At 38.6% G+C, this 26,431-nt stretch carries 24 protein-coding genes; 2 read left to right on the forward strand and 22 right to left on the reverse strand.

All coding sequences use genetic code 11. The features are described 5' to 3' along the window. The first annotated feature begins 22 nt into the window (after positions 1-22). Positions 23-973: a carbamate kinase family protein gene (locus tag PSE72_RS11745; RefSeq protein ID WP_115166363.1), complete on the forward strand. Its 951-nt coding sequence runs from the start codon at positions 23-25 to the stop codon at positions 971-973. Positions 974-1,114: 141 nt separating this feature from the next. Continuing rightward, positions 1,115-2,503: an amidohydrolase family protein gene (locus tag PSE72_RS11750; RefSeq protein WP_115166362.1), complete on the forward strand. Its 1,389-nt coding sequence runs from the start codon at positions 1,115-1,117 to the stop codon at positions 2,501-2,503. Positions 2,504-2,543: 40 nt separating this feature from the next. Here the strand turns inward: PSE72_RS11750 and PSE72_RS11755 are convergent, their stop codons facing one another. The 22 genes from PSE72_RS11755 to PSE72_RS11860 all read right to left on the reverse strand — a co-directional run bounded on the left by PSE72_RS11755 (position 2,544) and on the right by PSE72_RS11860 (position 26,409). After that, positions 2,544-3,518: a nucleoside hydrolase gene (locus PSE72_RS11755; RefSeq protein WP_115166361.1), complete on the reverse strand. Its 975-nt coding sequence runs from the start codon at positions 3,516-3,518 to the stop codon at positions 2,544-2,546. Positions 3,519-3,542: 24 nt separating this feature from the next. Continuing rightward, a complete protein-coding gene (locus PSE72_RS11760) occupies positions 3,543-4,544 on the reverse strand; it encodes a LacI family DNA-binding transcriptional regulator (RefSeq protein WP_115166360.1) in 1,002 nt (333 codons plus the stop codon). 76 nt (positions 4,545-4,620) lie between these two features. Further along, positions 4,621-6,006 carry an MFS transporter gene (locus tag PSE72_RS11765; RefSeq protein WP_217007856.1) on the reverse strand — a complete coding sequence of 462 codons (1,386 nt, stop codon included), beginning with the start codon at positions 6,004-6,006 and terminating at the stop codon, positions 4,621-4,623. 243 nt (positions 6,007-6,249) lie between these two features. Further along, positions 6,250-6,501 (reverse strand): acyl carrier protein, encoded by a 252-nt coding sequence (locus tag PSE72_RS11770; protein WP_198641943.1) that lies wholly within the window; start codon positions 6,499-6,501, stop codon positions 6,250-6,252. 10 nt (positions 6,502-6,511) lie between these two features. Beyond that, on the reverse strand, positions 6,512-8,101 hold the full coding sequence (locus tag PSE72_RS11775) for a hypothetical protein (RefSeq protein ID WP_147281925.1): 1,590 nt from the start codon (positions 8,099-8,101) through the stop codon (positions 6,512-6,514). A 44-nt stretch (positions 8,102-8,145) separates the two neighbouring features. Next, on the reverse strand, positions 8,146-9,249 hold the full coding sequence (locus tag PSE72_RS11780) for an IpaD/SipD/SspD family type III secretion system needle tip protein (protein WP_213942383.1): 1,104 nt from the start codon (positions 9,247-9,249) through the stop codon (positions 8,146-8,148). 2 nt (positions 9,250-9,251) lie between these two features. After that, positions 9,252-10,412, reverse strand: coding sequence for a hypothetical protein (locus PSE72_RS11785; RefSeq protein WP_115166354.1), 1,161 nt, complete (start codon positions 10,410-10,412; stop codon positions 9,252-9,254). 18 nt (positions 10,413-10,430) lie between these two features. Continuing rightward, the gene (gene sctE / locus PSE72_RS11790) at positions 10,431-12,386 is read right to left on the reverse strand and encodes a type III secretion system translocon subunit SctE (RefSeq protein WP_115166353.1); all 1,956 of its coding nucleotides are present in this window, start codon (positions 12,384-12,386) and stop codon (positions 10,431-10,433) included. Between the two features lie 12 nt (positions 12,387-12,398). After that, positions 12,399-12,914 carry a type III secretion system translocator chaperone SicA gene (gene sicA, locus PSE72_RS11795; RefSeq protein WP_115166352.1) on the reverse strand — a complete coding sequence of 172 codons (516 nt, stop codon included), beginning with the start codon at positions 12,912-12,914 and terminating at the stop codon, positions 12,399-12,401. A 115-nt stretch (positions 12,915-13,029) separates the two neighbouring features. Next, positions 13,030-14,133, reverse strand: coding sequence for an EscU/YscU/HrcU family type III secretion system export apparatus switch protein (locus PSE72_RS11800; RefSeq protein WP_115166351.1), 1,104 nt, complete (start codon positions 14,131-14,133; stop codon positions 13,030-13,032). A gap of 17 nt (positions 14,134-14,150) precedes the next feature. Continuing rightward, a complete protein-coding gene (sctT, locus tag PSE72_RS11805; RefSeq protein ID WP_272690967.1) occupies positions 14,151-14,945 on the reverse strand; it encodes a type III secretion system export apparatus subunit SctT in 795 nt (264 codons plus the stop codon). Then, a complete protein-coding gene (gene sctS / locus PSE72_RS11810; protein ID WP_004266181.1) occupies positions 14,942-15,214 on the reverse strand; it encodes a type III secretion system export apparatus subunit SctS in 273 nt (90 codons plus the stop codon). The genes sctT and sctS overlap by 4 nt, the downstream gene beginning before the upstream one ends. 13 nt (positions 15,215-15,227) lie before the next feature. After that, positions 15,228-15,884: an EscR/YscR/HrcR family type III secretion system export apparatus protein gene (locus PSE72_RS11815; protein WP_272690970.1), complete on the reverse strand. Its 657-nt coding sequence runs from the start codon at positions 15,882-15,884 to the stop codon at positions 15,228-15,230. Positions 15,885-15,894: 10 nt separating this feature from the next. Then, positions 15,895-16,827: a FliM/FliN family flagellar motor switch protein gene (locus tag PSE72_RS11820; RefSeq protein WP_115166350.1), complete on the reverse strand. Its 933-nt coding sequence runs from the start codon at positions 16,825-16,827 to the stop codon at positions 15,895-15,897. 2 nt (positions 16,828-16,829) lie between these two features. Next, the gene (locus PSE72_RS11825) at positions 16,830-18,533 is read right to left on the reverse strand and encodes a SpaN/EivJ family type III secretion system needle length determinant (RefSeq protein WP_272690968.1); all 1,704 of its coding nucleotides are present in this window, start codon (positions 18,531-18,533) and stop codon (positions 16,830-16,832) included. Then, on the reverse strand, positions 18,505-18,960 hold the full coding sequence (locus PSE72_RS11830; RefSeq protein ID WP_115166348.1) for a hypothetical protein: 456 nt from the start codon (positions 18,958-18,960) through the stop codon (positions 18,505-18,507). Before PSE72_RS11830 ends, PSE72_RS11825 begins: the two co-directional genes overlap by 29 nt. After that, positions 18,960-20,252: a type III secretion system ATPase SctN gene (gene sctN / locus PSE72_RS11835; RefSeq protein ID WP_115166347.1), complete on the reverse strand. Its 1,293-nt coding sequence runs from the start codon at positions 20,250-20,252 to the stop codon at positions 18,960-18,962. Before sctN ends, PSE72_RS11830 begins: the two co-directional genes overlap by 1 nt. A 6-nt stretch (positions 20,253-20,258) precedes the next feature. Next, positions 20,259-20,663, reverse strand: a complete 405-nt coding sequence (locus tag PSE72_RS11840; RefSeq protein WP_115166346.1) for a type III secretion system protein — start codon at positions 20,661-20,663, stop codon at positions 20,259-20,261. Positions 20,664-20,758: 95 nt separating this feature from the next. Then, positions 20,759-22,825: an EscV/YscV/HrcV family type III secretion system export apparatus protein gene (locus tag PSE72_RS11845; protein WP_272673855.1), complete on the reverse strand. Its 2,067-nt coding sequence runs from the start codon at positions 22,823-22,825 to the stop codon at positions 20,759-20,761. Between the two features lie 20 nt (positions 22,826-22,845). Continuing rightward, positions 22,846-23,946, reverse strand: a complete 1,101-nt coding sequence (sctW, locus tag PSE72_RS11850) for a type III secretion system gatekeeper subunit SctW (RefSeq protein WP_115166344.1) — start codon at positions 23,944-23,946, stop codon at positions 22,846-22,848. After that, positions 23,937-25,640, reverse strand: coding sequence for a type III secretion system outer membrane ring subunit SctC (gene sctC / locus PSE72_RS11855; RefSeq protein WP_217007854.1), 1,704 nt, complete (start codon positions 25,638-25,640; stop codon positions 23,937-23,939). Before sctC ends, sctW begins: the two co-directional genes overlap by 10 nt. Further along, entirely contained in the window at positions 25,630-26,409 is a 780-nt protein-coding gene (locus PSE72_RS11860; protein WP_109912320.1) for a helix-turn-helix domain-containing protein, read from the reverse strand. The genes sctC and PSE72_RS11860 overlap by 11 nt, the downstream gene beginning before the upstream one ends. Positions 26,410-26,431 lie beyond the last annotated feature (22 nt).

Raw genomic sequence — 26,431 nt, forward strand, 5'->3', positions numbered from 1 at the left:
TCTGTCTCAGGAAACATTAACAATGAAAGAACTCGTGGTTGTTGCCATCGGGGGCAACAGTATTATCAAAGATAACAACAGCCAGTCTATCGAAGCTCAAGAAAAAGCCGTTCAAGAAGTCGCACATCATATTAGTGACATGCTTGAAGGTAATTACAACATTGTTTTGACCCATGGAAATGGACCTCAAGTTGGATTAGATTTGCGCCGTGCAGAAATTGCACACGAAACCGAAGGTTTACCTTTAACACCGCTGGCTAACTGTGTGGCAGATACTCAAGGCGGAATTGGCTATTTAGTTCAACAAGCTTTGACTAACGTCTTAGCAAAACGCCATAACCGCCAAGCAATTACAGTAGTGACACAAGTTGAAGTCGATAAAAACGACCCAAACTTTAGCGCGCCAACCAAGCCGATTGGGGCATTTTTTACTGAGCAACAAGCTCAGCAATTACAGCAAGAAAACCCAAACTGGCATTTTGTTGAAGACTCTGGTCGCGGTTACCGCCGTGTGGTGGCCTCCCCCGAACCAAAACGTGTGATTGAATCACAAGCAATCCGCACTTTAACAGAACACAATTATGTGGTGGTTGCCGCAGGTGGCGGCGGTATTCCAGTCATTGATAACGGCAATGGTGGCTACAAAAGTGTTGATGCGGTGATTGATAAAGACCTATCAACAACCTTGTTGGCGAAAGAGCTCAATGCCGATATTTTAATTATCACCACAGGTGTCGAAAAAGTATGCATTCACTTCGGCAAACCTGAACAAAAAGCACTTGGCGAAACCACCACCAGCGACATGCAACGCTACATGGAAGAAGGCCATTTCCCAGCAGGTAGTATGTTACCGAAGATTGAAGCCAGCCTATCGTTTATTGCCAACGGTGGTAAACGAGTGATCATCACCACCCCTGAAAAACTACCAGAAGCTTTACGCGGTGAAACCGGAACCCATATTGTTCAAGGGTAAGTTTCTATAATCTGGATCATGCGAATTTTTTGTTCGTCGCAAACTGCAGTATCCCTCAGATCGTTTGATGACGATCTGGGTGGATAAGTATCGCTTAAAAACAGGAAATTCGGCAGTAAATGGATATCACTAGGAGTTTCTATGAAAGCAGAAAAATCATCCGGCAGAAGAGAGTTCCTTTCCACCAGTGCTAAAGTGGCTGCCGCTTGCACTTTATTTGGTGCGGTATCGGGCTTTGCCTCCGCCCAGAGCCAAGCTAGCCAAACAGCAGGCCAATCCAGTATCACGGATAAACATTATTACCTTGATGACGTGTTACTCGAAACGGGCTTTAATTACCATGATTCGACGGTCGTCGGCACCCAAACCGCCTTACATACCGTAGAAATCCGCGACGGTAAAATTGCAGCCGTTTTACCCAATAAACAACATGCAGATGGCACATTGAATGCCTATAGTGCGCAAGGCAAACTCATGCTACCGGCCTTTCGCGACATGCATATCCACCTCGATAAAACCTTCTATGGTGGGCCATGGCAGGCGCCACAGTCACGTGAAGGTAAAACGATTATGGATATGATCGCGTTAGAGCAAAAATTGCTACCTGAATTACAGCCTTTCACGGAAGAAAGAGCAAATGCATTGATCGCGCTGATCCAATCCCAAGGATCAACGATTGCTCGTAGCCATTGTAATATCGAACCCGTTTCCGGTTTGAAAAATTTAGAAGCCTTACAAAAAGTGCTTGGAGAACACCCACAAGACCTAACTTGCGAAATCGTCGCCTTTCCACAACATGGTTTACTACATTCCAAGTCAGAAGGTTTAATGCGTGAAGCCATGCAAGCAGGCGCTCATTACGTTGGTGGTTTAGACCCAACCAATGTAGATAGCGCGATGGAAAAGTCTCTCGATTCGATGTTCCAAATTGCGTTGGACTACAATAAAGGCGTGGATATTCATCTACATGAAACAAGTCCCGCAGGCGTTGCCGCTATCGATTATATGATTAAAACGGTAGATGAAAACCGCAGTTTGCGCGGTAAAGTGACCATCAGCCACGCCTTTGCATTGGCAACACTCACCCCTGAACAAGCAGAGAAAACAGCGAAACAATTGGCTGAGCAGCAAATCACTATCGCCTCAACCGTCCCGATTGGCACACTGCATATGCCACTGAAAACCCTAAATAAAAATGGGGTATTTGTGATGACCGGAACGGATAGCGTGATTGACCATTGGTCGCCCTTTGGCCTAGGTGACATGCTAGAAAAAGCCAATTTGTACGCGCAGCTCTACACTCGCCCTGATGAGTTATCGCTGTCCCGCTCACTGGCCATCGCAACAGGCAATATTTTACCACTAGATGAAAAAGGCCAACAAGTGTGGCCAGCTAAAGGGGATGACGCCAGCTTTGTGCTACTTGATGCATCTTGTTCTGCTGAGGCAGTCGCACGGATTTCCCCAAGGTTCGCGACTTTTCATAAAGGCCATTTAGCCCACGGAATGATGCCGAAGTCTGCTTCATAGTGATAAAAGAATAGCGCCTATAGGCGCTATTCTTGCCACGTTATTTTTTCAGTTTGAGCGTATTAAAGATTAAATCTAATAAACCTGAGTTATCTACGGATTGCAGTACAGTAATTGGCTTTGTTTTTGGTTCAGGAACTCCGACCCGTAGGCGCAGTGCGTCATAGCAAAAGCTTTTGCCGCGCAGCGCTCCCTGTAGCTCAATACCTACATGCTTTTTATCATAAGTCACCAAACTCTTATCCAATAGCCATGCAACGGTTAACACATCATGTATCCAACACCCTGCTAAATGACGTGTCGCACGTGAATAGTCCATCCACGGTCGCATTGTTGCCACAAGAAAATGGCTCAGTGGTGTATCAATTTGTGCAAGCTTATCGAGATCCTCATGCACCATTTGCGTTTGTACCGTAACATCCATCGGTACTAAAGTCAGGTTTGCCCCACTATTAAGCACCGCATAGGCTGCTTCAGGGTCGATACCAAAATTAGTGTCTTTCAAGTACCCCGGCACGTTAAAAACCGCCCCCATGATCACTATCTCTGCCACGTTTTGAGCCATGTCAGGAAACAGCTGCATTGCTATTGCGATATTAGTTAATGGGCCAATGGCAATAATCGTGATTTGTTTTGGGTTCTGGCAAACTAACTCGCCAATACGTAACGCGGCTTCTGGGATAGACTTCGGTAAACTAGGTATGCGGGGAAGACCGTCCCATAGGTGCGTAAGTTGCGCTCGTTCAGCGCCGTTATCGAGTAGTTCACGCCATGGCGCGCTAGTTTCAACCAAGGCTGACGATGCACCACGATAAACAGGAATATTTTCACCCAGTGAATGAACTAAATGGCTGGCAACGTCAAAGCCAATTTCGCTAGGTGTATTACCCGAAACAGTGGTGATCATTTCCAATTTGATTTCAGGTGCAGCGATAGCCAGCGCAAGTGCTAGGCCATCATCAACATTCGCACCAACGACCCCATTACCGGGGTCGCAATCTATAATCACTCGCATAAATTTCCCTGAAACAATAAATAATCAGCACCCGCATGAGTGCCCGATTTGTAATTCAAATTCCACTTCACAGATGGCTTCTTTTTGCGGCCAATTTTGTAGGATGTGTATCGCTTTTTGCGCTATTTTATCAACAGGCTGGCGAACAGTTGTGAGAGTTGGAACGGTATATTCTGATTGCACTGTACCGTTAAAACACACCAGTGCAATGTCTTCCGGTACGCGTAATTTTAATTCTGCTAAGGCTTTTAAACAGCCAAAAGCTTGCAATTCATTCGTGGCAAAAATAGCTTCAGGGAACCCCTCTTCCCGCATCTGATAGATAGCCTGGTAGCCCCAAACGCGGGTATATTCCCCTGATAAAATCCATTTTTGTTGTATCGTTAAGTCAGCTTCTGTGAGTGCAGCTTTCCAACCATTTAAGCGGTCTTGGGTATTGAGCATTTCATTTGGGCCGCAAATAATGCCAATATTTTGATAGCCATGCTTAATGAGATGACGAGTAATTTTATAGGCTGCGAGCTTCTCATTCACTTGAATGGTACTGATCCCTTCTGTGGCTTCAATCCTATCAAGCATCACACAAGGCGTGCCTGATGACTGAATTAAATCAACATAGGGATGCCGGTCAACACTGGTATAAATGAGGCCTTCAACTTGCCTTAACAACAGGTTATTAATCAGCTCTTTTTCACGAACTCGTGAATCTCCCGCATCACCCAGCAACAAAACATGCCCATATTTAAACGCTTCTCGCTGCAAGGCATGCGCAATAGAGGCTAAAAACGGGTTAGAGATATCGGGGATCACTAGCCCATAGGTTTGAGTGCTACCCGACGCTAGGGCTTTTGCAATACCATTTGGCCGATACCCCGTTTTTTTGATTGCTGCTAACACCTTTTGCCGTGTTGCCTCTGCAACAGGACGAGGGCCATTATTAATTACATAACTGACTACCGCAACCGAGGTTCCGGCTTCGCGGGCAACATCTACCCGCGTCACTTTACGGTCATTCGTATCAGACACTCAGCAGTTCCTTTTTCCAACATGACGTTGCCAAAGAATAGCAGCCACTCTGATTTTTATATACAACCATGCTCACTTATATCGCATCTTCAGGCAGGTTTAAGTCACGACCTCGGGTTTCTGGTGCAAAGAATGTGGTCACCAAACCAATGCCAGCCATTCCAATAAAATAGACGGCAATTGGCCACCACTGACCTGTCCAAGACAACAGTGCAGATGCCACTAATGGAGCTGTACCACCGGATAAAATAGAGCCGAGCTCTTTAGCAAAGGCCATTTTAGTATAGCGATTACGCACGCCAAATAATTCTACGCCCCAAGCCGCTTGTACCCCGAAAATGCCCAGTGATGCTAACCCCATTCCAACCACAATCGTCGGGATAACGATCATCGGTTCGCGAGAGTCTAATAACATAAACGCGGGTACGGCATACAGCATCAATAGGAAACAGAACCAACGATAAACAATACGGCGCCCAAATCTATCGGATAACCACCCTGCAAATGGAATGATGGCAAAACCAAGGATTGAAGCAATTAAAACCGCCGTTGTTGGCACAGATTTATCCACCAACAATATTTTGGTGACATAACCGATGATAAAGCCTTGGGCGAGATAAGATGGGCCGTTTTCGCCGATACGTAACCCGACCATGGTCCAAAACGCACGCGTTTTTTGCCAAAATGAACGGTTATCAACAGGATGAGCCACGGTATCAGATTCCAATGCAAGGCGACGTTCTTCAGCAAGCTGCTCTTTTTGCCTTTCAAAAACAGGTGTTTCTCGCATATGCTGACGAATAAATAACGCCGCCAAGGCGATTAAAATACTGCCAAGGAAGGGAATACGCCATCCCCACGACATCAGGCTTTCTTTGTCCAATTGTAAAACTATCAGCCAAATCATTGAGGCCAGTAATGTTCCACTGTTGGAGCCTAATGCAATGATTGATGAAACTAAACCGCGACGTTTTACGGGGGCGTATTCGCCTAGCATCACAGTTCCACCGGATAGCTCAGCTCCTGCACCTAAGCCTTGGGCAAACCGTAGGATCACCAAACAAACGGGCGCCCAAACACCAATCTGTGCGTGGCTGGGTATCGCACCAATAAGGGTGGTAGATAACCCCATCAATGCAATCGTGATCACCATGACCATTTTTCGGCCATGTTTATCACCTAACCAACCAAAAAATAATGCACCAATTGGACGGGCGATAAACCCAACGGAATAGGCGGCAAAACTGGATAACAGCGCCATAATAGGCGTTGCATCAGGGAAGAAAACGTCACCGAAAATAATACCTGCCGCTAAACCATAGAGAGCAAAATCCGCATATTCCATGGTTGTGCCTAACCAACAAGAGAAAATCGCCCGCCGGAAATCTTTTTTTCCTTCTGGCGTACTTAACCGCTCTTGCGCGGCTTGTTGATTCGCCTCGATATTTAATTGTGTAGCCATAGTTATAAACCCTTGGTGTTGGCGCAAAGCCTATTAATCAAAAAATCTAACTGGCGTTTTTTATTTACGTAAAGGATAGTCTACGCGCGTAGAATTAAGCAAACGAGGGTATGCTATTTTGTGAGCGTTATCACTTGATGACAAAAATATGAATTTTATGTGATGGCAATAATTCGATAGGAAATAAATAAAAAAGCTTAAAAATAAAAGCCACGTTCGAATAAATACCGTGGCTTTATCTGTTTATTTGACACTCAATAGATACTCGACAATATCACTCAACTTATACCATTTCATCCAAACTTCATCGTTAATTGGTTGCCCTGTATACTGTTCGATAGCCGTTATTAACTCTAACATTTCTAAAGAATCAATATGTACATCTGCGATTAATGTCGAATCAAGCGTAAAATCATTTGTAATACCAGAATAGGTTCGAATCTGCTGAATTTGCTCAAATAACCACTGCCAGTGAATTTCTGTCGATGAGTTCATTTTATTCACCTTAAGACTGCTTAGCATAATCTAATTTTTCATTTAAATTACGTGTCATTAACCCTTCTGCAGACAATACAACTTTAGCATTGCCATCAATATAAGATGTTCTATAGTGAGAGGCATTTTTAATGGACAAAAACGAATCTGTCTCTGCCGGTTTGGTTGATTTCTCCTGCACAAGTTCTCTGTTATTAGTCAGTTTCACACCCTCAGGGACTTTTTTATCTATTAAGTAACTGCCGTAATGGCTACCAAACTTAGGTTTAATATCCATTGGTTGGTTACTTTTACTGGCTAATTTAACCGAGGATTTAAACCGCTCTTCAATCGATTTCATGGCGTCTTCTTCCTCAACAGATAAAGGCTCCCCGTTAAGGCTTTCTAGATGAACATTCGATTTAATTATTTCAACCTTTTGGTCATTTTGAGCGTCGCTATTAAGGAAATCGTAATCTGGCGCAGGCTCTGTTTCTCTTGTATTCAATCCCCTTTGTGGTGATGTTACGTTTCTTTGTAATAAAGGTTCATTAATATCAAATGGCTTATCATTTTCATGTGTATTTGATGAAGGGTGCTCTTGTTCTGTACTAACATCAGCTCCTTGATAAGAAACCTGCTCAGCATTCTCACTCAATGGTAAGCTAGCGTAATTATTTATTATAGTTGTTGTATTATAACTATTTGCAACCGTTCTAGACGGGTTCGCTACTAATTGACGAGTTAAACCATCAACCTCATCACTTGGTAATTTATTGTCAGAGCTTTCCTGTTTCACAGATGCCGTTAAATTCATTTTGACTTTTAACGGCATAATGATGCCTATTTTTTTCTCTATGCTACGAAATATATTATTTAATTGCTGATACTTATCGCCATACTGATTAGCAGGAACTTTATTATATTCCATTATTAATTTAGAAATATCACTGTCTAGCTGTTCATTTGCTTCTGTGACTAAAAACTTATCTACTGAGTGGCTTTGAATTTCATTATCAGGGAAATATGCAGTTAATTGGTGTTTAATTGCCGGGGAAACATACTTCTCTTGGTAACGTGTTACCAAGTCATTATTCCCTTTAGTTAATAAAAAATTAGCGAGTTGCGTATCTACCTTTTCCTGTTGACTATTTAAAATATCTTTAACATTTTTATCTTTACTTAAATTTGTTGTACTTATACTCTTAACTAACTCTGTCGCTGCAGAAAGTAATGCTCGTGGTATTTCTTGAGGCTCAAATAACGTCAATACTACCAATGCACTTTCAGGTCTATGGTTTATCTCCTGCTGTAAAGTACAGCCATGCCCCCCAGCATTTAATGCCTTCTCGACCATCTCATAAGTAATATAACGATCAGAAGAACTAAGTAGTTGTGTAATTTCTTCTATTTGTTGTTGATGGTTACTCGCATGTAATTCATTAACATCGCCAGAGATATTAATTTCATTTTTAATATTATTCTTAGGTAATAAACTTTCTGTTCCCGAGGGGATAATTTTATTTAGTTGATTAGAAAACCCACTGCTAATTTTTTGATTATGGTTAATATTATTAATGCTAGTCTTACACGGGCTGTGAATGGATGACATTGACATCATAAGTTATCCTTATAATAAACGATTATTAATTTCTTTTATACATGTTAAATATTAACTAAACCGCTATTATATTGGTTTAGTTCTTGAATTAATTTTATCAATAACTGAGTTAATGTATCAAAGTGACTATTATCTTGGCGAAAAGTCTCTAATAATCGAGAAACAGAACTATTAACTGCATTTTTTTGAGCATCAATTGCCGTTTGCAGGCTTTGCACAGTCTGAGCCATTAATTCCACGCCTGCAGTTTTCCAGCCGTTTGTCGTATCCTCAACATCATAAATCGACTTCATAATTTCCTTGAGTGGCGTAATGTCTGGGTAAATACGAATAACTCTCTGACCGTATTCTCCTCTTATGTCTACACGAAAGCCTTGGCCATCAAGCTTTTTTTTCCAAAAATTAAACGCTGAATCACTATAATCCATTTCATATATTTTTTCAGCACTACTGTCAGATTCAGACCAATTCTTGTAGTAATCTCTATTATCATCATCAGCATCTGTCGTCAGAGGTTTACCTTTTTTTAGCTCATTTAGTCTTACTTCTTTATGATCTGTATATTTGTTAAAAAGTTCATCGAGTCTATCTAATAACTTGACGCGCTGAAATTTTATTTTCCCATCATCCCCTGCTTTAATATATTCGGATATTTTACCGAGAGCGGTATTAACATCCTGCATATATTTTGTGGATGATTTTATTATGTTTCCAAAATCTTTTTGATAGCCACTATTAATATTTTTTATTATTTTTTCAACCTGACCAATATGGCTTCGTCCATCTTCAATCGACCGCGACCGTGATGAATACGCTGCCGCACCATCGGGTAATGTCGCGAACTCGTCAGATAACTTTATTAATACTCTAGAGGTGTTGTCCCCTGATATTTTCAATTCTCGGATTAAAGCATTTGCCTGTTCAGAAATATCGTTTAGCTGCTCAAAAACAATATTAGTTCGTTCTATAGGCTTGGCTATTTCATCACATAATTGCTCATAATAACTGACGACTTGTTGATAGATATCCAAATTAGGATCAATCGCAACACCTTCCCCGATAGGGGAAGGATTATTATCAATTAAACCGACATTATTTACGCGCGAAAGCTGAATATTTGCCAACAGGTTCAATGATGTTGTACTCATTATTACCCTCGTATTGCAGATTGGGATGTACGTGTTTTAGAATCACAAATATCCCTTAAAGCTTCATTCATTTTCTTCAACAATTCCGTACTTTCACTCATTGTTTTCTCTGCATTTTCAGAGACTTTACGTGCTGCTGATGACGTTTCCTGTTCTATCATCGCGCTAGCACTTTCCGCTTTAGCTCCAGCTTGTGATGCCGATCCTGCCATATTTCCTGCACTATCGGATAAACGAGCCCCTTGCTCTGCTACACCACGTTTCACACTCTCTTTAGTGACAATATTGTTATGATCATTAAGCTGATTTTGGCCATGAGCTTTCGTGCTATCTGCTGCATTTTGCATATTTTTCGCAACTAACGTTTTCTGCCCTGCTGTTGCTTGGTCAACCATCTCAATAGTACTACCGTCCTTACCTTTAAGTACGGTACTTCCGTTATTTTTTCCAGTTAGTTCAGTAACTTGACCATTGAGCTTATTACCCGAATTAGTATTATTCACACCCGCTTTTAAGTTAGCGTTTATCGATTTATTTTGCGTATGTAACGATTTCGCTTGGAATGCAGCACCTAAGCCACTGATACCTAAGGAGACGCCAAAATTAATCATGGCGCTCTCCATCATCTTTTTTCCTTCTTTAATGGTGGATGCGGCGGCTGCCTCCACCATTTTGCCACTTAAGATGTTAAATGCGGCATTCAATTGGCGGTCTGAGATTTTAATTTCGGATGCAACTTTGCGGATAAGTTTTGATATTTCAACAATAATATCACTGCTGATAATACCAATATATTCACTCATCTTCGTGGAGCTAATGCTTCCAATCGCTTTTTGTTCTGCATTTTCAAAAATATGATGTGACTCATTAGCAAGTTTAGGAGGACATGCACTTAACAGTATTGCCGCCTTTTCTATTTCGTCTGAATCAAGTTCTGATAGGGCGCCCATTAATTGTTCTGGCATTATTTCCCCATTCGATGGTGACTTTAATACCGGCTTATCTGAAAATTCTGCGAATGTTAATTGTGGCAAACTTGCTAAATTAATTTCTTGTCGAGCCGCTGGATGAGTTGAAACAAATATCTCTTTTTTATTTCCTAGTTCTTCAGCACTAAAAATAGCTTTATTGGCTATTACGGGTTGTGTCGTAATGGCTGTCATTTAAAATTACTCCTTAGTTTACGCAAAGCGTGCGGTATTCATCATATCGACTTTACTTTGGCTCGATTTTTGAAGACCATTAAGCATTGATACGAACATTTCATCAAACTGCTCATAGTTTTTCGACATAGCTTGAATTAATTGGTTAAGTAACTCGGTAATCGCTTCGATAGCAGCGTTATTTAGCATCATACCGGCGAGCATCTCTTTCATTTTTTCTCCCATTGATGCTGCATACACATTTAATCCCCCTGTTGTTGCTGCACTTGCAACTGTAAGCCCTGCATTCATACCTCTTGCAGAAACTTCTAATTTGGCCATAGCGACACTTGGGTTTTTGGTGTTTTTTGCCGTTTCACCAACTTGCTTAATGGCTTTAGTGCCATCAGCTACCGAATCACTTGCTTTTGTCGTTTTGGTTGCAACGTTACCCAATGCATTCATTAAGCTTTTTGGCATTGATTTGACGGTGTTTTTCAGTATGCTTCCAGCATTTTTCAGCAAGAGTTGGGCCGCACTTTTAACGGTATTAGCAATATTTTTAACCATTGACCCCATAGAAAGTAACGAGAAAGCTAAGAATGCTATCGCAGCAACAATCATTCCCACAATGCTACCAATCTGCTTCGCTTTATCTTCATCGACACCAAAGCTGATCAACACATCCGTTACTGCTGAAGAAATTTCATTGGCAAGCATCTGCATTAAGCTCCCGTGCCCTGTTTCTTCCAATACAATATCTGCAACCGCCATCGAAATACCAATAGCGGCTATTGCGAGTGTTAACGGTGCTGCCGTTCCAAAAGAAGCGACGGTGGCAATCACTGAAACAGCTAAAAGTACATAACTAAAAACTTTACTGGCACAAGATGCCGCTTTATTGGCTTCAGCCGCTTTACGCTCAGATTCCGCAGCCTCTTTTGCTTTTTTATCCGAATTTTTCCGAGAAGCTTCATTGATTTCCATCATCACTGCTTCTTGCTCTTTCATATTACGAATAGAGTCTTCATTCATGACTTTTTTAAGCTGAGCCGTCAGCATTGTTAAAAGCGATAATGTGTTCTCCCATTTATCACCATCAACCTCAACAGGCCTAGGGGCTGTTTTGATAAATGCATCCAGTTTTTTGCTAGCATCGCCAGAAATTTTTATAAGATCATATTCTTTATTTATTAGAGCGTTATAATTATTTTGAAGTTTATCGACATTTTCAGTTAGTGTTTTAACCTTAGCCTTCAATAAACCTGTTGTACCTTCTAAACCATCTCGTTTATTTTTTAACTCATCGAGCTTGTTGGAAAGTACTTCCACTTGCTTTTTAATATTAACTTCTTCGTTATAAATTTCTTCCGTAATAGGCTTATCAAACGTATTTATTTGCTCTAGTCGTTGTTCACACTCACTTAATTTTTCCTGTGTATTCGTAATTTCTTTTATGTTACGTTCTACAGGAGATTGATGTTCCTTTAGTGAATCTAGGGCATTTGCCAATTTAGTTTTACCTAAATCTAATTGGTCTTTAGCTTCGCCCCGTTGATTTTCAATATTGGCTGCTTCTTCTGTAGAATTTGCAAAAGAATCAAGTAACTCCTGCCCTTGCTTTCGTAAAGCGGTTGACTCAAGGTTTAAAAGCTGTAACCGATTATTTAATTCACCAATATTGCCTTCATGTAACAACCGACGTATTGTCGCAAATGTTTCAACCAATAAAGCCGTTGCATTAAGTGTTTGGCCTTGTGGAGATGACTGAATACTTAACCTAGCCTTTGCCATCACAGGTTTACCCAAGCGAGGTGAGCCTTCTATCTGAATTCGTTTTGTTTGTTCACCCAACACTAACTCTCTACTCACATCCTCTAAATCTAAAACTGATTTTGTAATATCTTCACTCAGCTTTAATGGGTTATTACCTTGTAAAAAGGTATGAATATTCTTTATTCGCTCACTATTGCCAAGATTTGTAATATCAACCATACGATAACCTCGTTATATATTAGAGTCTGTTAAATCAGGACTTATTTTAGAGTCCTTCTTTAATGCACTTAAATAGATTTGCGATTTGTTTTGCAAGTCCACATCAGAACTACTTTCTAAAACACTTTCAAAACAGTGAATCGCTGCACTACTTTTTTTCATCATTAAATTACATTGCCCTGCATGAAAAAGTGGGCGGTAATCATTTTTAGCCAATACAAATGCTAAGGCATATAATTCTGTTGCTTTCGCATATCGCTTCGTTAATTGATAGACGGCAGCAAGGCCCATGACATAATCTGTATTATAGAAATCATAAATACTTAAAAATCGAAAAAAAGTTTCTGCTTCTTTTAATTTACCTTGTTGATAGAATTCGTATGCATAAGAATAAATGCCATCCATCGTACTCTGTGGAATACCGTGTATATCTTTATAAGTGGCACCATCCATTAATGCAGTAGTAATATTGTCAAGTAATTCTTCCATATCCATTTGTTGAAAATTGTTTGTTTCCGCATTATTCATATATTTACCTTATTGTTGATATGCAATGCATAACACATACTTTATGTTTGCATCATAATTAACCGGCTTGGTTTTTTCTTTAAAAAAACGATTCAAGTAACAAATAAATCATTAATTAATGATTGTTATTTTTTTGTGAATGTGATTCATTCTCCCCTATTTTTTCCAATGCGCTATCAATATCAACTCCCATTTTTACTAATTCGATACGGAATAACCAAGATATTATTTGCATAACATCCTCTAATCCTCTTTCATCGATAAAACTGTCATTTTTATATGAACGCCATATTTGCCTTGCTAGGACTATGTCTCTAATAACAGGAATACCTTGTTGTTCCGCGTATTTAACAATTGCTTTTGCTTGCGAACCTTTACTTTTAGAGAATAAAAAGGGTAATGGTGCAATATCCGAGTCATAATAAATAAGTAATGCAATATGCGTTGGGTTTGCCATTACGAATGTTGAATTACGAACGTTTGACTTAACCTCTTCCGACAGTAATTCCTGATGCATCCCACGGCGTGCACTTTTGATATGAGGGTCCCCCTCATTATCTTTATATTCCTTTTTGACCTCTTGCTTTTCCATTTTTAAGTTTTTAATATACAAAAAGAATTCAGCTATTGCGTCAACCAATATAATTATTAGAGCGACAGCAAGAAAAACAACAATAAATGTTATACACAGACTAACCCATTGACTAATCATTCCATTTATCATCGTTCTGTAGAGCATAAAAATATCTTTGCGCCAAACAATAAAAAAGACTAATGTTGATACAATAAAGACAATTAAATACAAGACAGCCTTAATTAATTCCTTCAATGAATTCAATGAAAATATTTTTTTAAACCCTGCAATTGGATTTAATTTTGCAAAGTCGAGTTTAATAGCTTCGCTAGCTAATCTAAAACGACTTTGTAATAAAGAAATTATCGCACCAGATAAAAAACAAGCAAATAACACCGGTAAAACAACGCTTAAAAAGATAGTGAAAAATTGCCAAAGTAATGCATCAATTTTCATCTCCGTTGGATGTAAAAATATTTTACGCATTAACCCACCGAGCTCATATAAACTAGAGAGCCCTTCTATCACAAATGCACTAACTACTAGCACAATTGCAGCAACACTATCTTTACTTTTAAAACTTTGTCCTTTCTTTGCTGAGTCTTTGATTTTTTTATCGGTAGGCTTCTCTGTTTTTTCAGCCATATTTATACTCGTAGCAATTAAGAGGAAATAAATACATCTCGTAGTGGTGAAGTTGAAATCATATTCACTAATATGTCAGGAACTTCATTATGGAAATAAAGCAGAAATACACAAAATGCGATGATTGATTTTATTGCCAAAGATAACGAAAATGCATTTAATTGCGGGCAAAAACGGGAATATAACCCTAGAGCGACCTCTGTAATAAATAATGTCACTAATATTGGAGCTGTCAAAACAACACCATTAACAACCATTTTATTTAACCACTCCCCTAAGGGGAGGCTATTAAATGAAGTAAATCCATGAGCAAAGGGTAATAATTGATAACTTTGTGCAAATATATTAGCGAGTTGATACATGCCTCCCTGAGCTAAAAACACCATACAAGTAATATGACTCAATAAAACTGCCAGCTCTGATGCTTCTGAACCACTCGCCGGGTCGACAATACTGCTAATCGTTTCACCACGCTGTGCATCGATTAACTCACCAATAACATTAGCTATCATAAAAGGTAAAGCTAATATCAATGCTAATACGAGCCCAATCGAAATTTCATAAATAAAGACATCAACGAAGTTAATTTCATCCCATTGTATGGCATGAGAAGAAAAAAAAGGCCATAAACCTAACGCAATATACGCCACCACACAGTTTTTAATAATTCCACCATTGAGCAGTTTATTACTTAAAAAAGGAAGTAAAAACATCACTGGTGCAATTCTCAGCCAAGCTAACGCTATTTTTATCAACCCCTCTTGAAAGACAAAATAGAGTGAGGACATCAGCGATAGCATTTCCTGGTTCATCCGAATAGCCCAATAGCAGGGATCGCTGCACTTAAAGTTTCTAATGCAAAATTCATCACTTTATCGGCTAACCAACCTGAGATCATAAAGAGCGAACCAAAAACCGCTAATAGTTTTATGCCAAAAGGTAATGTTTGTTCTTGAAGCTGCGTGACGGTTTGCAGTAACCCTACCAATAACCCCACAGTAGTAGCTACTATCACGGGTATTGCTGATAATAAAACGATTAATAGCATCGTTTTATTACTTAAATAAACGATTTGATCCATAGTATTATTCGCTTTAATACTGTGCTAATTCAATGTATTGCATTACCAATCCTTTAGAAATCAGCGACCACCCATCGATTGCAACAAATAGAATTAATTTAACTGGGATCGAAATTGTCACTGGGCTCATCATCATCATACCCAGCGCCAATAAAATGCTGGAAATAACCAAATCAACCACAACAAACGGCAAGTAAATATAAAAACCAATTTCAAAAGCCGATTTAATTTCGCTTAATGCATATGCGGGTAACAAAGAAAATAATGTAGCTTCACCCTCATCAGCCGCCACTTCCTCTTCGCTTCGGCCTTGTTGTATTGATTCAAAGAAAGTGACTAACTGCGGGTCTGAATATTTTTTCAAATAAGCTCTGTATCCCCCTAGTCCATTCTCAACAAAATTATCGATTGATTGAGCATTACTAAAATCAACCGGCTCTTGCCGCATATGATTATTCACATCCTGTAATACTGGCATCATCACGAAAATAGAAAGTAGCAACGCGATACCATTTAATACCATAGTAGAAGGAACTTGTTGAACCCCCATCGCATTACGTACCATAATTAATACAATCGAGATTTTTAAATAACAAGTGCCCGCAGCAATAATAAATGGCAATAATGTTGAAAAGGCGATAATTACTAATAATGGAATTCCTTCTGGTATTGTTGGCATATTAAACTCTTTTATCACCTAAACTCACAATATGTGTGATTTCTAACCCTAGCTCATCACTATTGCCAATATAAATAAGTTCCCCTTCTGCTATAAGTTGTTTGTTGGCATAAACTTTAACTTCACGTTCTTTATTTTCACCAATAGAATAAATATAACCAGGCTCCATCTTTGAAAGCTCATCAACAGTAATATCGGTATGTCCTAAAACAAAGGTTAATTTAATATTCATATCTTTTACATTAAAGGGACGTACAGCTTCTTGCACTTCATCTTCTTCAGGAAGTACAAATTCACTTTCATCTTCTGGCGCCACTAATTCTTCAATCATAAATAGTCCTTCTTCTTGCTTTTGATATCGTGCTAATGTCTGTCCTGTAACAGACATATTTAACTGTAATTGTTGGATACTCAGCACATCTCGTAATTCTATGGTTTGCAAAAGTTTGGCGCTAATATAGCTATATCCCAATATCCAATCAGCTTGCAATTTTAAATGGCCAACTATTTGATTCGTTTGTTGTTTTTTTTCTAAGCCTTCAATTGGCTCTGCTAATAATACTTCCCCAAGGTTAGTCTCCTTGACGATTAACCAAGGCTGGTAGTTAATACGCATATCATCAACTATCTCGACAGATTCACAACGGAAATCCTGAGAGAAAAATGTAATTCCGATATATTCAGAGGAAAATAATTCGCATAACTGATTGGTTGATAATAAATTCCATGCATAATGAACGAGTTTAGGCCAACGATAATGACACCAACTTTCAACTGCAACTAATGCGTTTATTTTCTGTGTTTCACTCACAAGCGATAATTTGAAATAACGAATACTGCGGTTAGCTTGCTTTATTTGTGCATTAACTAGGTAACATTGCTGCCAAATTTTAAGTTGTTTTTCTTGAGAACTGAGCCGTCGAATCTTCAACATAATTAATCTTCTTCTTGCTGTTGGTCATGCTGCTGTCTGTTTCGCTGCTGCTGGCGTTCATCTTCACGTCGGATCTGCACGCTGCTTTCATGGTTCAATAAATGTTTATTTTCATTCAATGCCAACTGGACGTCTCGGCTCGCTGTCGAAGCAATGAACTCCCCTTTAGATGCCAATTCAAATGTCACTGAGGGGCTACTTTGCCACTGATTAAAGGTATAAGTGAGACTACGCCCCATCGATTTTGGCTGTTTGTCTTCACCTAAAAGTGGATTATTTTCCATGAGTTCTGGCGCTTTATGCACCTCTTGCTTCTGTTGCACAACCTGTAGTGGTACAGACGGTCGCATCGCCTCATTTAATGTTGTTGCCATGATATTGGTAGAAGGATCTATTTCTTCTACAGATGAAATTTGTGAAGATGTCGCCGCCGCTTGCGCTTCATTAGAGAAATGGTGTGTAGGTTTTTCAGATAATGAAATCTGCTTATTATTATCTAAAGCGGTTATCCTCTGTGATGCTGCCGGCAGCATAAAGGGCTCCTTTTCAGCAATAACGAACTCAAACTGTGCGTCAACATGATGAGCGCTATTATCTTTAATACCTTGCTTAATACCCTGTTGATCATCCACCTGATGGGATACTAACTGCTGCCCCAGAAGGGAAGAATTATTTTTTAATGCCCCATTTTTCAATCGGTTATTTGTTCGTGGGGACATATTTAATGAAGTGGTATCAAATGAACTAATTGGTCGATGATGAATTGGCTTTAATAGCTCTTGACCAATTTCCTGTGGATTTACGGGTTTAATTACAGTTTTTGCTGCATGTTCAATATGTGGTTGTTCAGTTTTTATCTGTGGTTTTAACTGTTTTAATGTCGGCCTTAAAGTATTCTTAGACGCTAACTCCGCCAACGAACTTTCTACATTGAGCTGAGTCTTTTCACTTAATTGAAATTTATTTTTTTCGTATTGAACTGAATTATCGCTAACTTTTCCCTTTGCTCGCTGCGGGATATTCTGTAATGGAAAACCAACCATCATAGTGTTATATAATGGAGTCTCATCTTCGTCAGTAATATTCTGTTCAGCTGAAATGTTCGACGTCATCGGCAAGTTATTATCAACGGTAGGTGTGCTAGTAATGAAATTAGTATCAAAGTTATTATCAGCTACTAGGTTATAAGAAATTTCAACTTGGTCCTCAGTAAGTGAATTACTCTGTAATTTAATATTCTCATTGTTATCTACGATTAATGCACCTACATTTTCGGCTTGGTCCATAGTCGTCAAATGAGCCAATGGGTTAATATCTAAATTATTGTTCTCCGTAAATAGATAGTGATTTATTAACGGCTCGGTCTCTTTAATATTTAATTCTTTGTCATGATCTGCCGTTTGGATGCCTTCACCAATATATGCGCTTTCTTTCCAGGTAATCAGTTCTTTCGCTAAGTCGCTCAATTGCGATATTTGTTGCATAGAAGAAAGGGCTACCGGTAGAAAAATAGATATATCCTTTTGTTGATTTTGACTTTTATGATTGAACAAATTCATCATATTTTTGTCACTCACTAGCTTCGCCATTTTTTTTGTTATATTTTGATGGCTAAATTCCGTGGTATTATATGTTAATGGCATTGCTTTTCCCTCGATAACTACATGAGGTACTTTGTCATTTGAACTCGCTTTTGTTACTGACATGTACGAATAACTCCTCAATTTCATTTTGTTGCTGAAGCTCTGATTTTAACCTTCTTGCTATACGTTGCTGCTTGAGATAATTTCGGAATTTCTCGCACTTATTGCGTAAAATAAATGCTTGTTTAGCAATTTCAGACTGCAGTATTTTATTTTTTGATATTTCAACGGCTAAGGTTTCTATTTGAAATTCAAATTGAGCAATTTCGGATAGAACCACAGCCTTCAATCGCTGCCGTTCCCAAAAAGCGATTCGGCTTAATTCTTCTGATTTTTCATAAGATGTGGTCTGTGTCGCCAGAACTAAAATACGCTGGCGAATATCCATACATTGTTGTTGCTGTTGCTTTATTATTGAATTTAATTGCGATTGTTCTTGTAATGTCCGGTCAAAACGTCGCTCAGTTAAAGCCAATAAATTAGAAATCATTACGACGCCAATTCATTGAGAATGTTTAACATATTGTCGAAATTCATTGGCTCATCCATGGCTTGTTTTAAGAAACCTTCAATTTGCTCTTTTTTATCTAAAGCGCGGTCATTTTCATGACTTTCTCCACGTTGATATTCACCTAACTCAAGGTAAAGCTGAATTTGCTCAAGCCTTGAGATCATGTCACGCAAATCAATTGCACATCGGCGATGTTCCGGTGTCGTCACTTTTTGGAATACGCGGCTAATACTGTGTAAGATATCAATCGCAGGATAATGTCCACGTCCGGCCAATTTGTGACTCAAGTAAATATGACCGTCCAGAATTGAGCGAATTTCATCACCAATCGGGTCAGCTTCTTCTTCACTTTCTAATAACACCGTATAAAAAGCGGTAATCGAGCCATGTTTTAGTTGCCCTGGGCGTTCCAACAACATAGGAAGCTGTTCAAAAACAGAAGCAGGATAACCACGCCTAGCAGGTAGTTCTCCGGTAGCCAAAGCCACGTCTCGCAACGCTCGTGCATATCGAGTCATAGAATCAACGTACAGCAATACATTACGACCACAGTCACGAAAATATTCAGCAATCGTAGTCGCAAGTAACGCGGCATTACATCGCTCAATTGGTGGGCTATCTGAAGTCGCATAAATTAAAATGGTCTGTGCTGCATGAGGTGAATCTTTTAATTCTTCAATAAATTCAATAACCTCCCGACCTCGCTCACCAATTAAAGCAACGACATGAATATCCGCATGAGCATGGTTGATGATCATGTTCATTAATGAGGTTTTACCGCTACCTGCAGCGGCGAAAATACCAATTCGCTGACCTAAGCCACATGTCAGTAAGCTATCAATGGCACGCACCCCTGTTACCATCGGTTCAGCAACAGGCCGCCTTTGTGTAACACTCACTGGAGGGCTATCAATGCGCAGTAATTTCGTATTGAGTAACAATGGCTCAGAAAGATTTTCACCCAACGCACCAACTTGTTCACCTGCCGCATTAAAAATTTTACCTGCTAAATGTTCACCCACTTCAAATACAAACGGATAACCGCTCGGGCGAATAACCACTTCTCGTGTTAAACCTTGAGCACGGCCGATTAAACTCAGTACCGTGAGCCCTTCTTTAAAACCAACAACCTGCGCTTTGGCAATAACGTTTGGCTGCGCAAGAGAATGCTCAATAAAACAAATCTCACCAATAAATACGCCTTGTAGTGGGGCTTCAATTAGGCACCCATGAATGCGCGCAGGATGCGCGCAGAGATCAAATAACTTCATAATAGATTAAGAAATTAGGCTGTTAAGTTCATTTGCACGCTCAAAGAATTCTTCAAAACTATCTGCAAATAATTGAATATTATTTAAAGCTGATTCTTTTAAAACGGCAGAAAGAACATAAGCATCATCCACAATATTCAATGCCGGTTGGCCTGGAAAAAAATTATTTGGCGGGTATTCTAATAATGATTTTAATAAGGAGGCACTAACCGCATCTAAATGGCTATAGTTACAATTATCTAAACTACACCAAATGATAATATCGTCTGTAGATAGGTCAATATTAATTTCAGCAAAACCATGCATTTCAAATTGAATATTAGAATGACAATCTAATTGAGAGTTAACTAGATCACTACGTCCCATAGAATTTAAATATTCATTTAACATTTCGATAAATCTATATTTCATTGGTATTCCTTATATTTTAGGGTATTTTAATTATTCAATACTGATAATTATATTGAATTCGGTTGCTTTATTTGTTAATAAAGCCGATTTTTTGATTATATGGTTTTGACCACATTGACTTTGACCATTTCAGAAACTTCATTAAAAGAAAGTACTTCTAACTCAGGAAAACGGCCTTCTAAGATTTTTTTGACAAAACGACGAATATCAACAGGCACTAAAATGTTCACATCCCTAATTGATAAATAACTATTTTCTAAAGCAAACTCTGCTGCCTGTATCAACTCATTAGTTTTTTCTGGCTCAAGATGTAAGTATACTCCACCGGAAGCCTGCCTAATCCCTTGACGTATAGTGTCTTCTAGCTCTGAGTTAATCATGAGAACATTCAAACGCCCATCTACAGAAAAACGAGATGAAATGTAACGTGCCATTGCACTTCTTACGTGCTCGACTAACATTAAGCTATCTTTTTCTTTTGGCACCCACTGCACTAAGGTTTCTATAATCAATTTCATATTACGAACTGATATTTTTTCCATTAATAAGCGTTGAAAAACTTCGGTTACTTTTTGTACTGTGGCATGGCGATAGCACTCTTTCAGTAATTCTGGGTATTTTCTTTCAAGGTCATCAAGTAAGTTTTTCGTTTCTTGAATACCGAAAAATTCATTAATAAATCTCAACAACAAACTACTTATACAATCAATGGCTTCTGTCACATCGTCTCGAGCCATTAGACCCAGCTGCTCAATGTTGGGTAGGTCCTTTTGTTCAAACCAAGTACTCACCGAACCATATTCATCCGTAAACTTAGTCAATGACATACCAAGGTATTCAGGTTCGTCATTGATAGTCAGTAAACGATACCCATGGAAATAGATATTATATTCTCCTGCTTTAATTTCATTAATGAGTATCACCATTTTATTTTCAGGTATAATAGGTGAATAGTTAACGGCAATATCAGGAATCCTATACCCATAACGAATAAAAATATCCTTTTTCATTCTGGATAAAAATTTATTATCTTCTAAATGTTTTTTATATTTTTGATTAACAGAAATGATAATCGGTAATGTTTCCGGAATATATTCATCTTCAATATCACTATTTTCTCTTTGAGTTTCACCTTCCGTCACATCTGAATTAATAATTTCAGCTTCACTATTCACTGTTTTTTGCTTATTTTTTTGTTTTTTAAAATACCTGAAAGTAAATAACCCAATAAGAACCCCGGATAATAGTAAAAATATCATAGTTGGAAAACCAGGCAAAAAACCCATAGAGAGTACAATAAATGCCGTAATTAATATCGTAAAGTCATTTGCAAATAACTCTGAAACAATATTTTCACCTAAGTTCTTATCATTACCACCTACTCGAGTCACAATAAAACCAGCACTGATAGAAATGAGTAGTGCAGGGATTTGAGCGACTAAACCATCACCGATAGTTAATAAGGAAAAAGTATTTAGTGCGGTTGAAACATCCATGCCCTGCTGAGCTGTACCAACAGATATCCCTCCAATTAAGTTAACAAAAATGATGATAATGCCCGCGATCGCATCCCCTTTAATGAATTTCATCGCACCATCGAAAGAACCAAATAACTGGCTCTCTTTTTCAAGGTCGCCACGCTTCTCTTTAACTGTCGCCTCATCAATCACACCAGCCCGTAAATCCGCATCAATACTCATTTGTTTACCTGGCATTGCATCGAGAGAGAAACGGGCTGCCACTTCAGCAATACGTTCAGAACCTTTCGTAATAACAATGAACTGTACAATGGTGACAATGGCAAATACCACCATTCCAACCACTAAATTGTCTTGAATAACAAATTCACCAAAAGTAGCAATAATATCCCCAGCATCTGCTTCTAGTAAAATTAAGCGGCTGGTACTAATTGATAAAGCTAATCGAAATAATGTACTTATTAATAAAATAGAAGGAAATGATTGAAAGTTTAATACCCGAGTTATATAAAAAGAGCTCATAAAAATGAGTACAGATATCATAATGTTTAAGCCAATTAATAAATCGACTAATATAGTTGGCAATGGAATGATCAACATCGCAATAACCATTACCATGATAACTAATACCATCAATTCTGGACGATTACGGATTTGTAATAAAAATCCGGTGATACTTTTCATGGGATAATTTTCCTATCGCACTATGGCTTTCGGTGTAATATTCTCTCTTGCACCATAATTTGGTCCATGAGTTCTTTTAATTTTTCAATAAGTTGGTCTCTTGCTTCCGTTGACTGAAAGACAGTGATAGGAATAACTGCAAAAGCCAGTAATAATAGTTGTAAAAACCTGCCACACATATCCGAAGTCATGACTTTCAGTTTTTCAGAAATAAAATCGATAACCACTGTTTCAAAATCAACCTGACTACGAATGCCACGGGTAAATAATTGACTGAGCTCTTTTTCAATTTTTGATTTGTTTGATTTTTCATTGAGCCGAAAAAAACCAGATTGAAAGAATTGCTGGCAGAATACATAATCTAAAGATTGCAGTTCTCGTAACCGACCAACACGATTAAAAAAACTTCCAAACTCACTAATATTTAAGTCACCTAATGGCAACGCTTGCAAATCACAAGCTAGTGCTCGCCCAAGATAACGCATCATATTTTCACGCTCTTGAATTTCCATTTCCTCAACCCATTGTTCATATAAATAAACGACAGGCCCGTCATAAGTGATAAACTCACGGTACACCGAACGTAAATTCCCAGCACTAAAATGTAATTTTTCAGCAAATGCTTTTGCGATTAATGCAACGTTAATTCCTGCTTGTGTATGACGCTTAGTATCTTCTGCTTGCAATAATTGTTCTAAAGCTTCAATACTTTCAATTTGTTCTTTTTTTAATTTTTTACGATTAATTAATGCAGCAAGTACCATTAGTAAATCACTAGGGTCAGTAAAAAACTGCAATAAAAATGCCCGTAATTGCTTTGGTGTCATCAGTTGCTTATTAAGCAGGCCTTCTATATGCAATACTTTGTCATCTGCATCTTTATCCAAAATGCGTTCGGCAAATTGCATCCATTCTTCTTCGCTGCCCTTCTTAGAACTTCCTCGGCGTACATGGCTTGCCGCTAACATCGACATCGATGCATATTCACTAGAGCTATCAATGACACCAGCACCACGTGCTACTTCATCGGAGTCATCACTACTGCTACTCACAGGTGCACGACTTTTGTTTTGAGTATTAACTGAAAAACGGTTATTAAAACTCAGTGGTGTTATTGCCATGACTCACTCATGTATTGTTGAAGAAATTGGACCGTACCGTGCAACTGGCTATCATGGGTGGTGATCCGCGTCTTTTCAGAAAATTGTCGCCCATCCCATCCTTCATTTTCATCCAATAAACGCGGCTGGATTAAAAATAAACGAACCATCTTCTGTTGATTAGTCGATGAATGACTAAATAACCCTCCCACATAAGGAAGATCGCCTAAAAAAGGAATTTTGCTTTCATTTTCAACATATTGCTCACGTGTATAGCCACCGATAAGCAAACTACTGTCTTTTGCAATACGCGCAACTGTGTTAATACTGGTTCTGTTAACGGCAGGTAACCCTTCTACACTGGAGGTTTTCCCTGTGCTATCGCGGTTTTCAGCACCATCTTCAATATTGACTTCCATTTCTACGTTATTACCCACGGAAATACGCGGCATTACACTCACCATGGTCCCATATGTGACCTGCTCAAGAGTCGCAATACGCTCCCCTTGTAATTTGGCGTAAAAACTGGTGTTGTTATCAAATAAAGCAGGAATGTTTTCTTGGGTTAATAACACGGGGCGAGAAACAATGTGCCCGTTACCCGTTTTATTTAATGCATCAATCTGCAATAAAAATTGTTGGCTGTTTGATAGCGTGCTTCGGTTAAATGAGACCGAGCCAGTACCTGTACTAAAAGTACCAATTTCCCAGTTCACGCCAAGATTATCGAGTTCTGAGCGAGTAATATCTATAATCCACAAAGATAACTCTACCTGCCGGCGGCGCATATCTAATGTATTAACTAACTGGCGAACATAACGAATTTGCTCTTGGCTACCTTTAACTATCAAGCTATTGCTATCAGGGTGTGCTACCAAAGAAAAAGCGCTGTTAGACGGTTTTTTTGTTACCATCATCGGCTTACTCCCAGAAGATGGTGGATCACCAATTGGTGTATCCATTAATTCGTCTATCGAATCTCCTGTTGGATTAATTGGTGTTGGTGGTGGTTGAATATGTAATATTTCATCTGGTGAAGCTCCCTGTTTAAACAAAGAATTAATGACTGTTAATAAACCAGGGATCGTAATATTTTGCCCTCGTAATGAATAACTTCTATCCGTTACCGATGCGTGTTTTAATGGAATAATAGCCACTTCACCGCTAGATAACTCCTCTTTCCTAATCTGTTCTGCAAGATATAAAGATGCGGCTTTAATTAGTTCAATATACAGTGGCGGACCCGAAACAAATAATAACCGTTCACCTTCTTGTGAACGTACAGGAAACCGCGAGTCATAAATTCCATTTCGTTGAATATAATTAAGCAACTGGTTACTACTGACATTATTTGTTGGAATAATTGCGCTACGCATTTCACTATTATCATAAATATAAATACTCGCACCATCGTCATACCACACTAATGCAATTCGCCGAGTTAGTGCTTTAAACATTTCATCTGCATTAGCTAAATTAAAATTACCAGTCACTTTTTTTTGAGCTGCTAATTTGCTGAGAATAATTGGCTTATTTAAACGTTCAGCAACGGCATCGAATACCTTACCTACTGCAATATTATTTGCGACAAAGGTATCGTGGTTTTTTGATTGTGTAACTGGTTCTGCCACAATAATTTCAGCTTGGGCCGAATAGAAACTCATACTCAGTAAAAACAGTGTTAAACCTAACACTCGATTTTTTTTACTGCTCATATAATGTTGCTCCAATATGCCTAATTTCTGATGGTGTTAGGCCTAACTCTTTTTTAATATCATTAGTAAAATGAGATGCTGAACAATAACCCGCTTCAAGCCCTACATCTAATATTGAATCATCACTTTCAATTAGCTGTAGAATTGCATTAGCCATACGAACACTCATAATTTTCCGCTTTGCCGTTTTATTAAAGTTTTCTCGATAAAGCTGTCTAAAATAAGAAGCTGATATACCATAACGTGCACATAACTGATTAATATTGGCGTTTTTATTCTCTTGAGCTGAAGAGAGAATAAATCGCATCATTCCATAAGCTTCGTACCGCCTGAGTATTTCACACCAGCTATCAAATACAGGATGATTTCTAATAATTAAATCAATCACTACATTTTTGATTGATACCATTAATGAAAAGTCTTCAATTAATTCGATATATTCATTATTGTTATTTTCATCAGCTTCCAGCTTTTTCTTTTTCGCAAGGAATGCTTGCCCCATTGCGGTATCAATAACTGCTAAAATTTCGACTAATTCTGATAAATCCATTGAGTATAACTTCCAATTTGACTTATCTAGTGCATTCCATTCATTTTCTTGACAAATAAATATAGCCTGACGTTCTATCAAAATATTTAAATTTGAATATATAGATTTATAAATAAAAGGCGTCGTGACTCTTTTCGGTATAGCTAAGACCAATTTGTCTTGTAATGAAAAATCACAGCCTCTACTTTCTAATAATGTTGCAATATCTTTATTTGACATTATATATAGGCCTTATCCACGT

Origin of the sequence: Providencia sp. PROV116, from assembly GCF_028482485.1 — a bacterium.
Classification (GTDB): Bacteria; Pseudomonadota; Gammaproteobacteria; order Enterobacterales; family Enterobacteriaceae; genus Providencia; species Providencia rettgeri.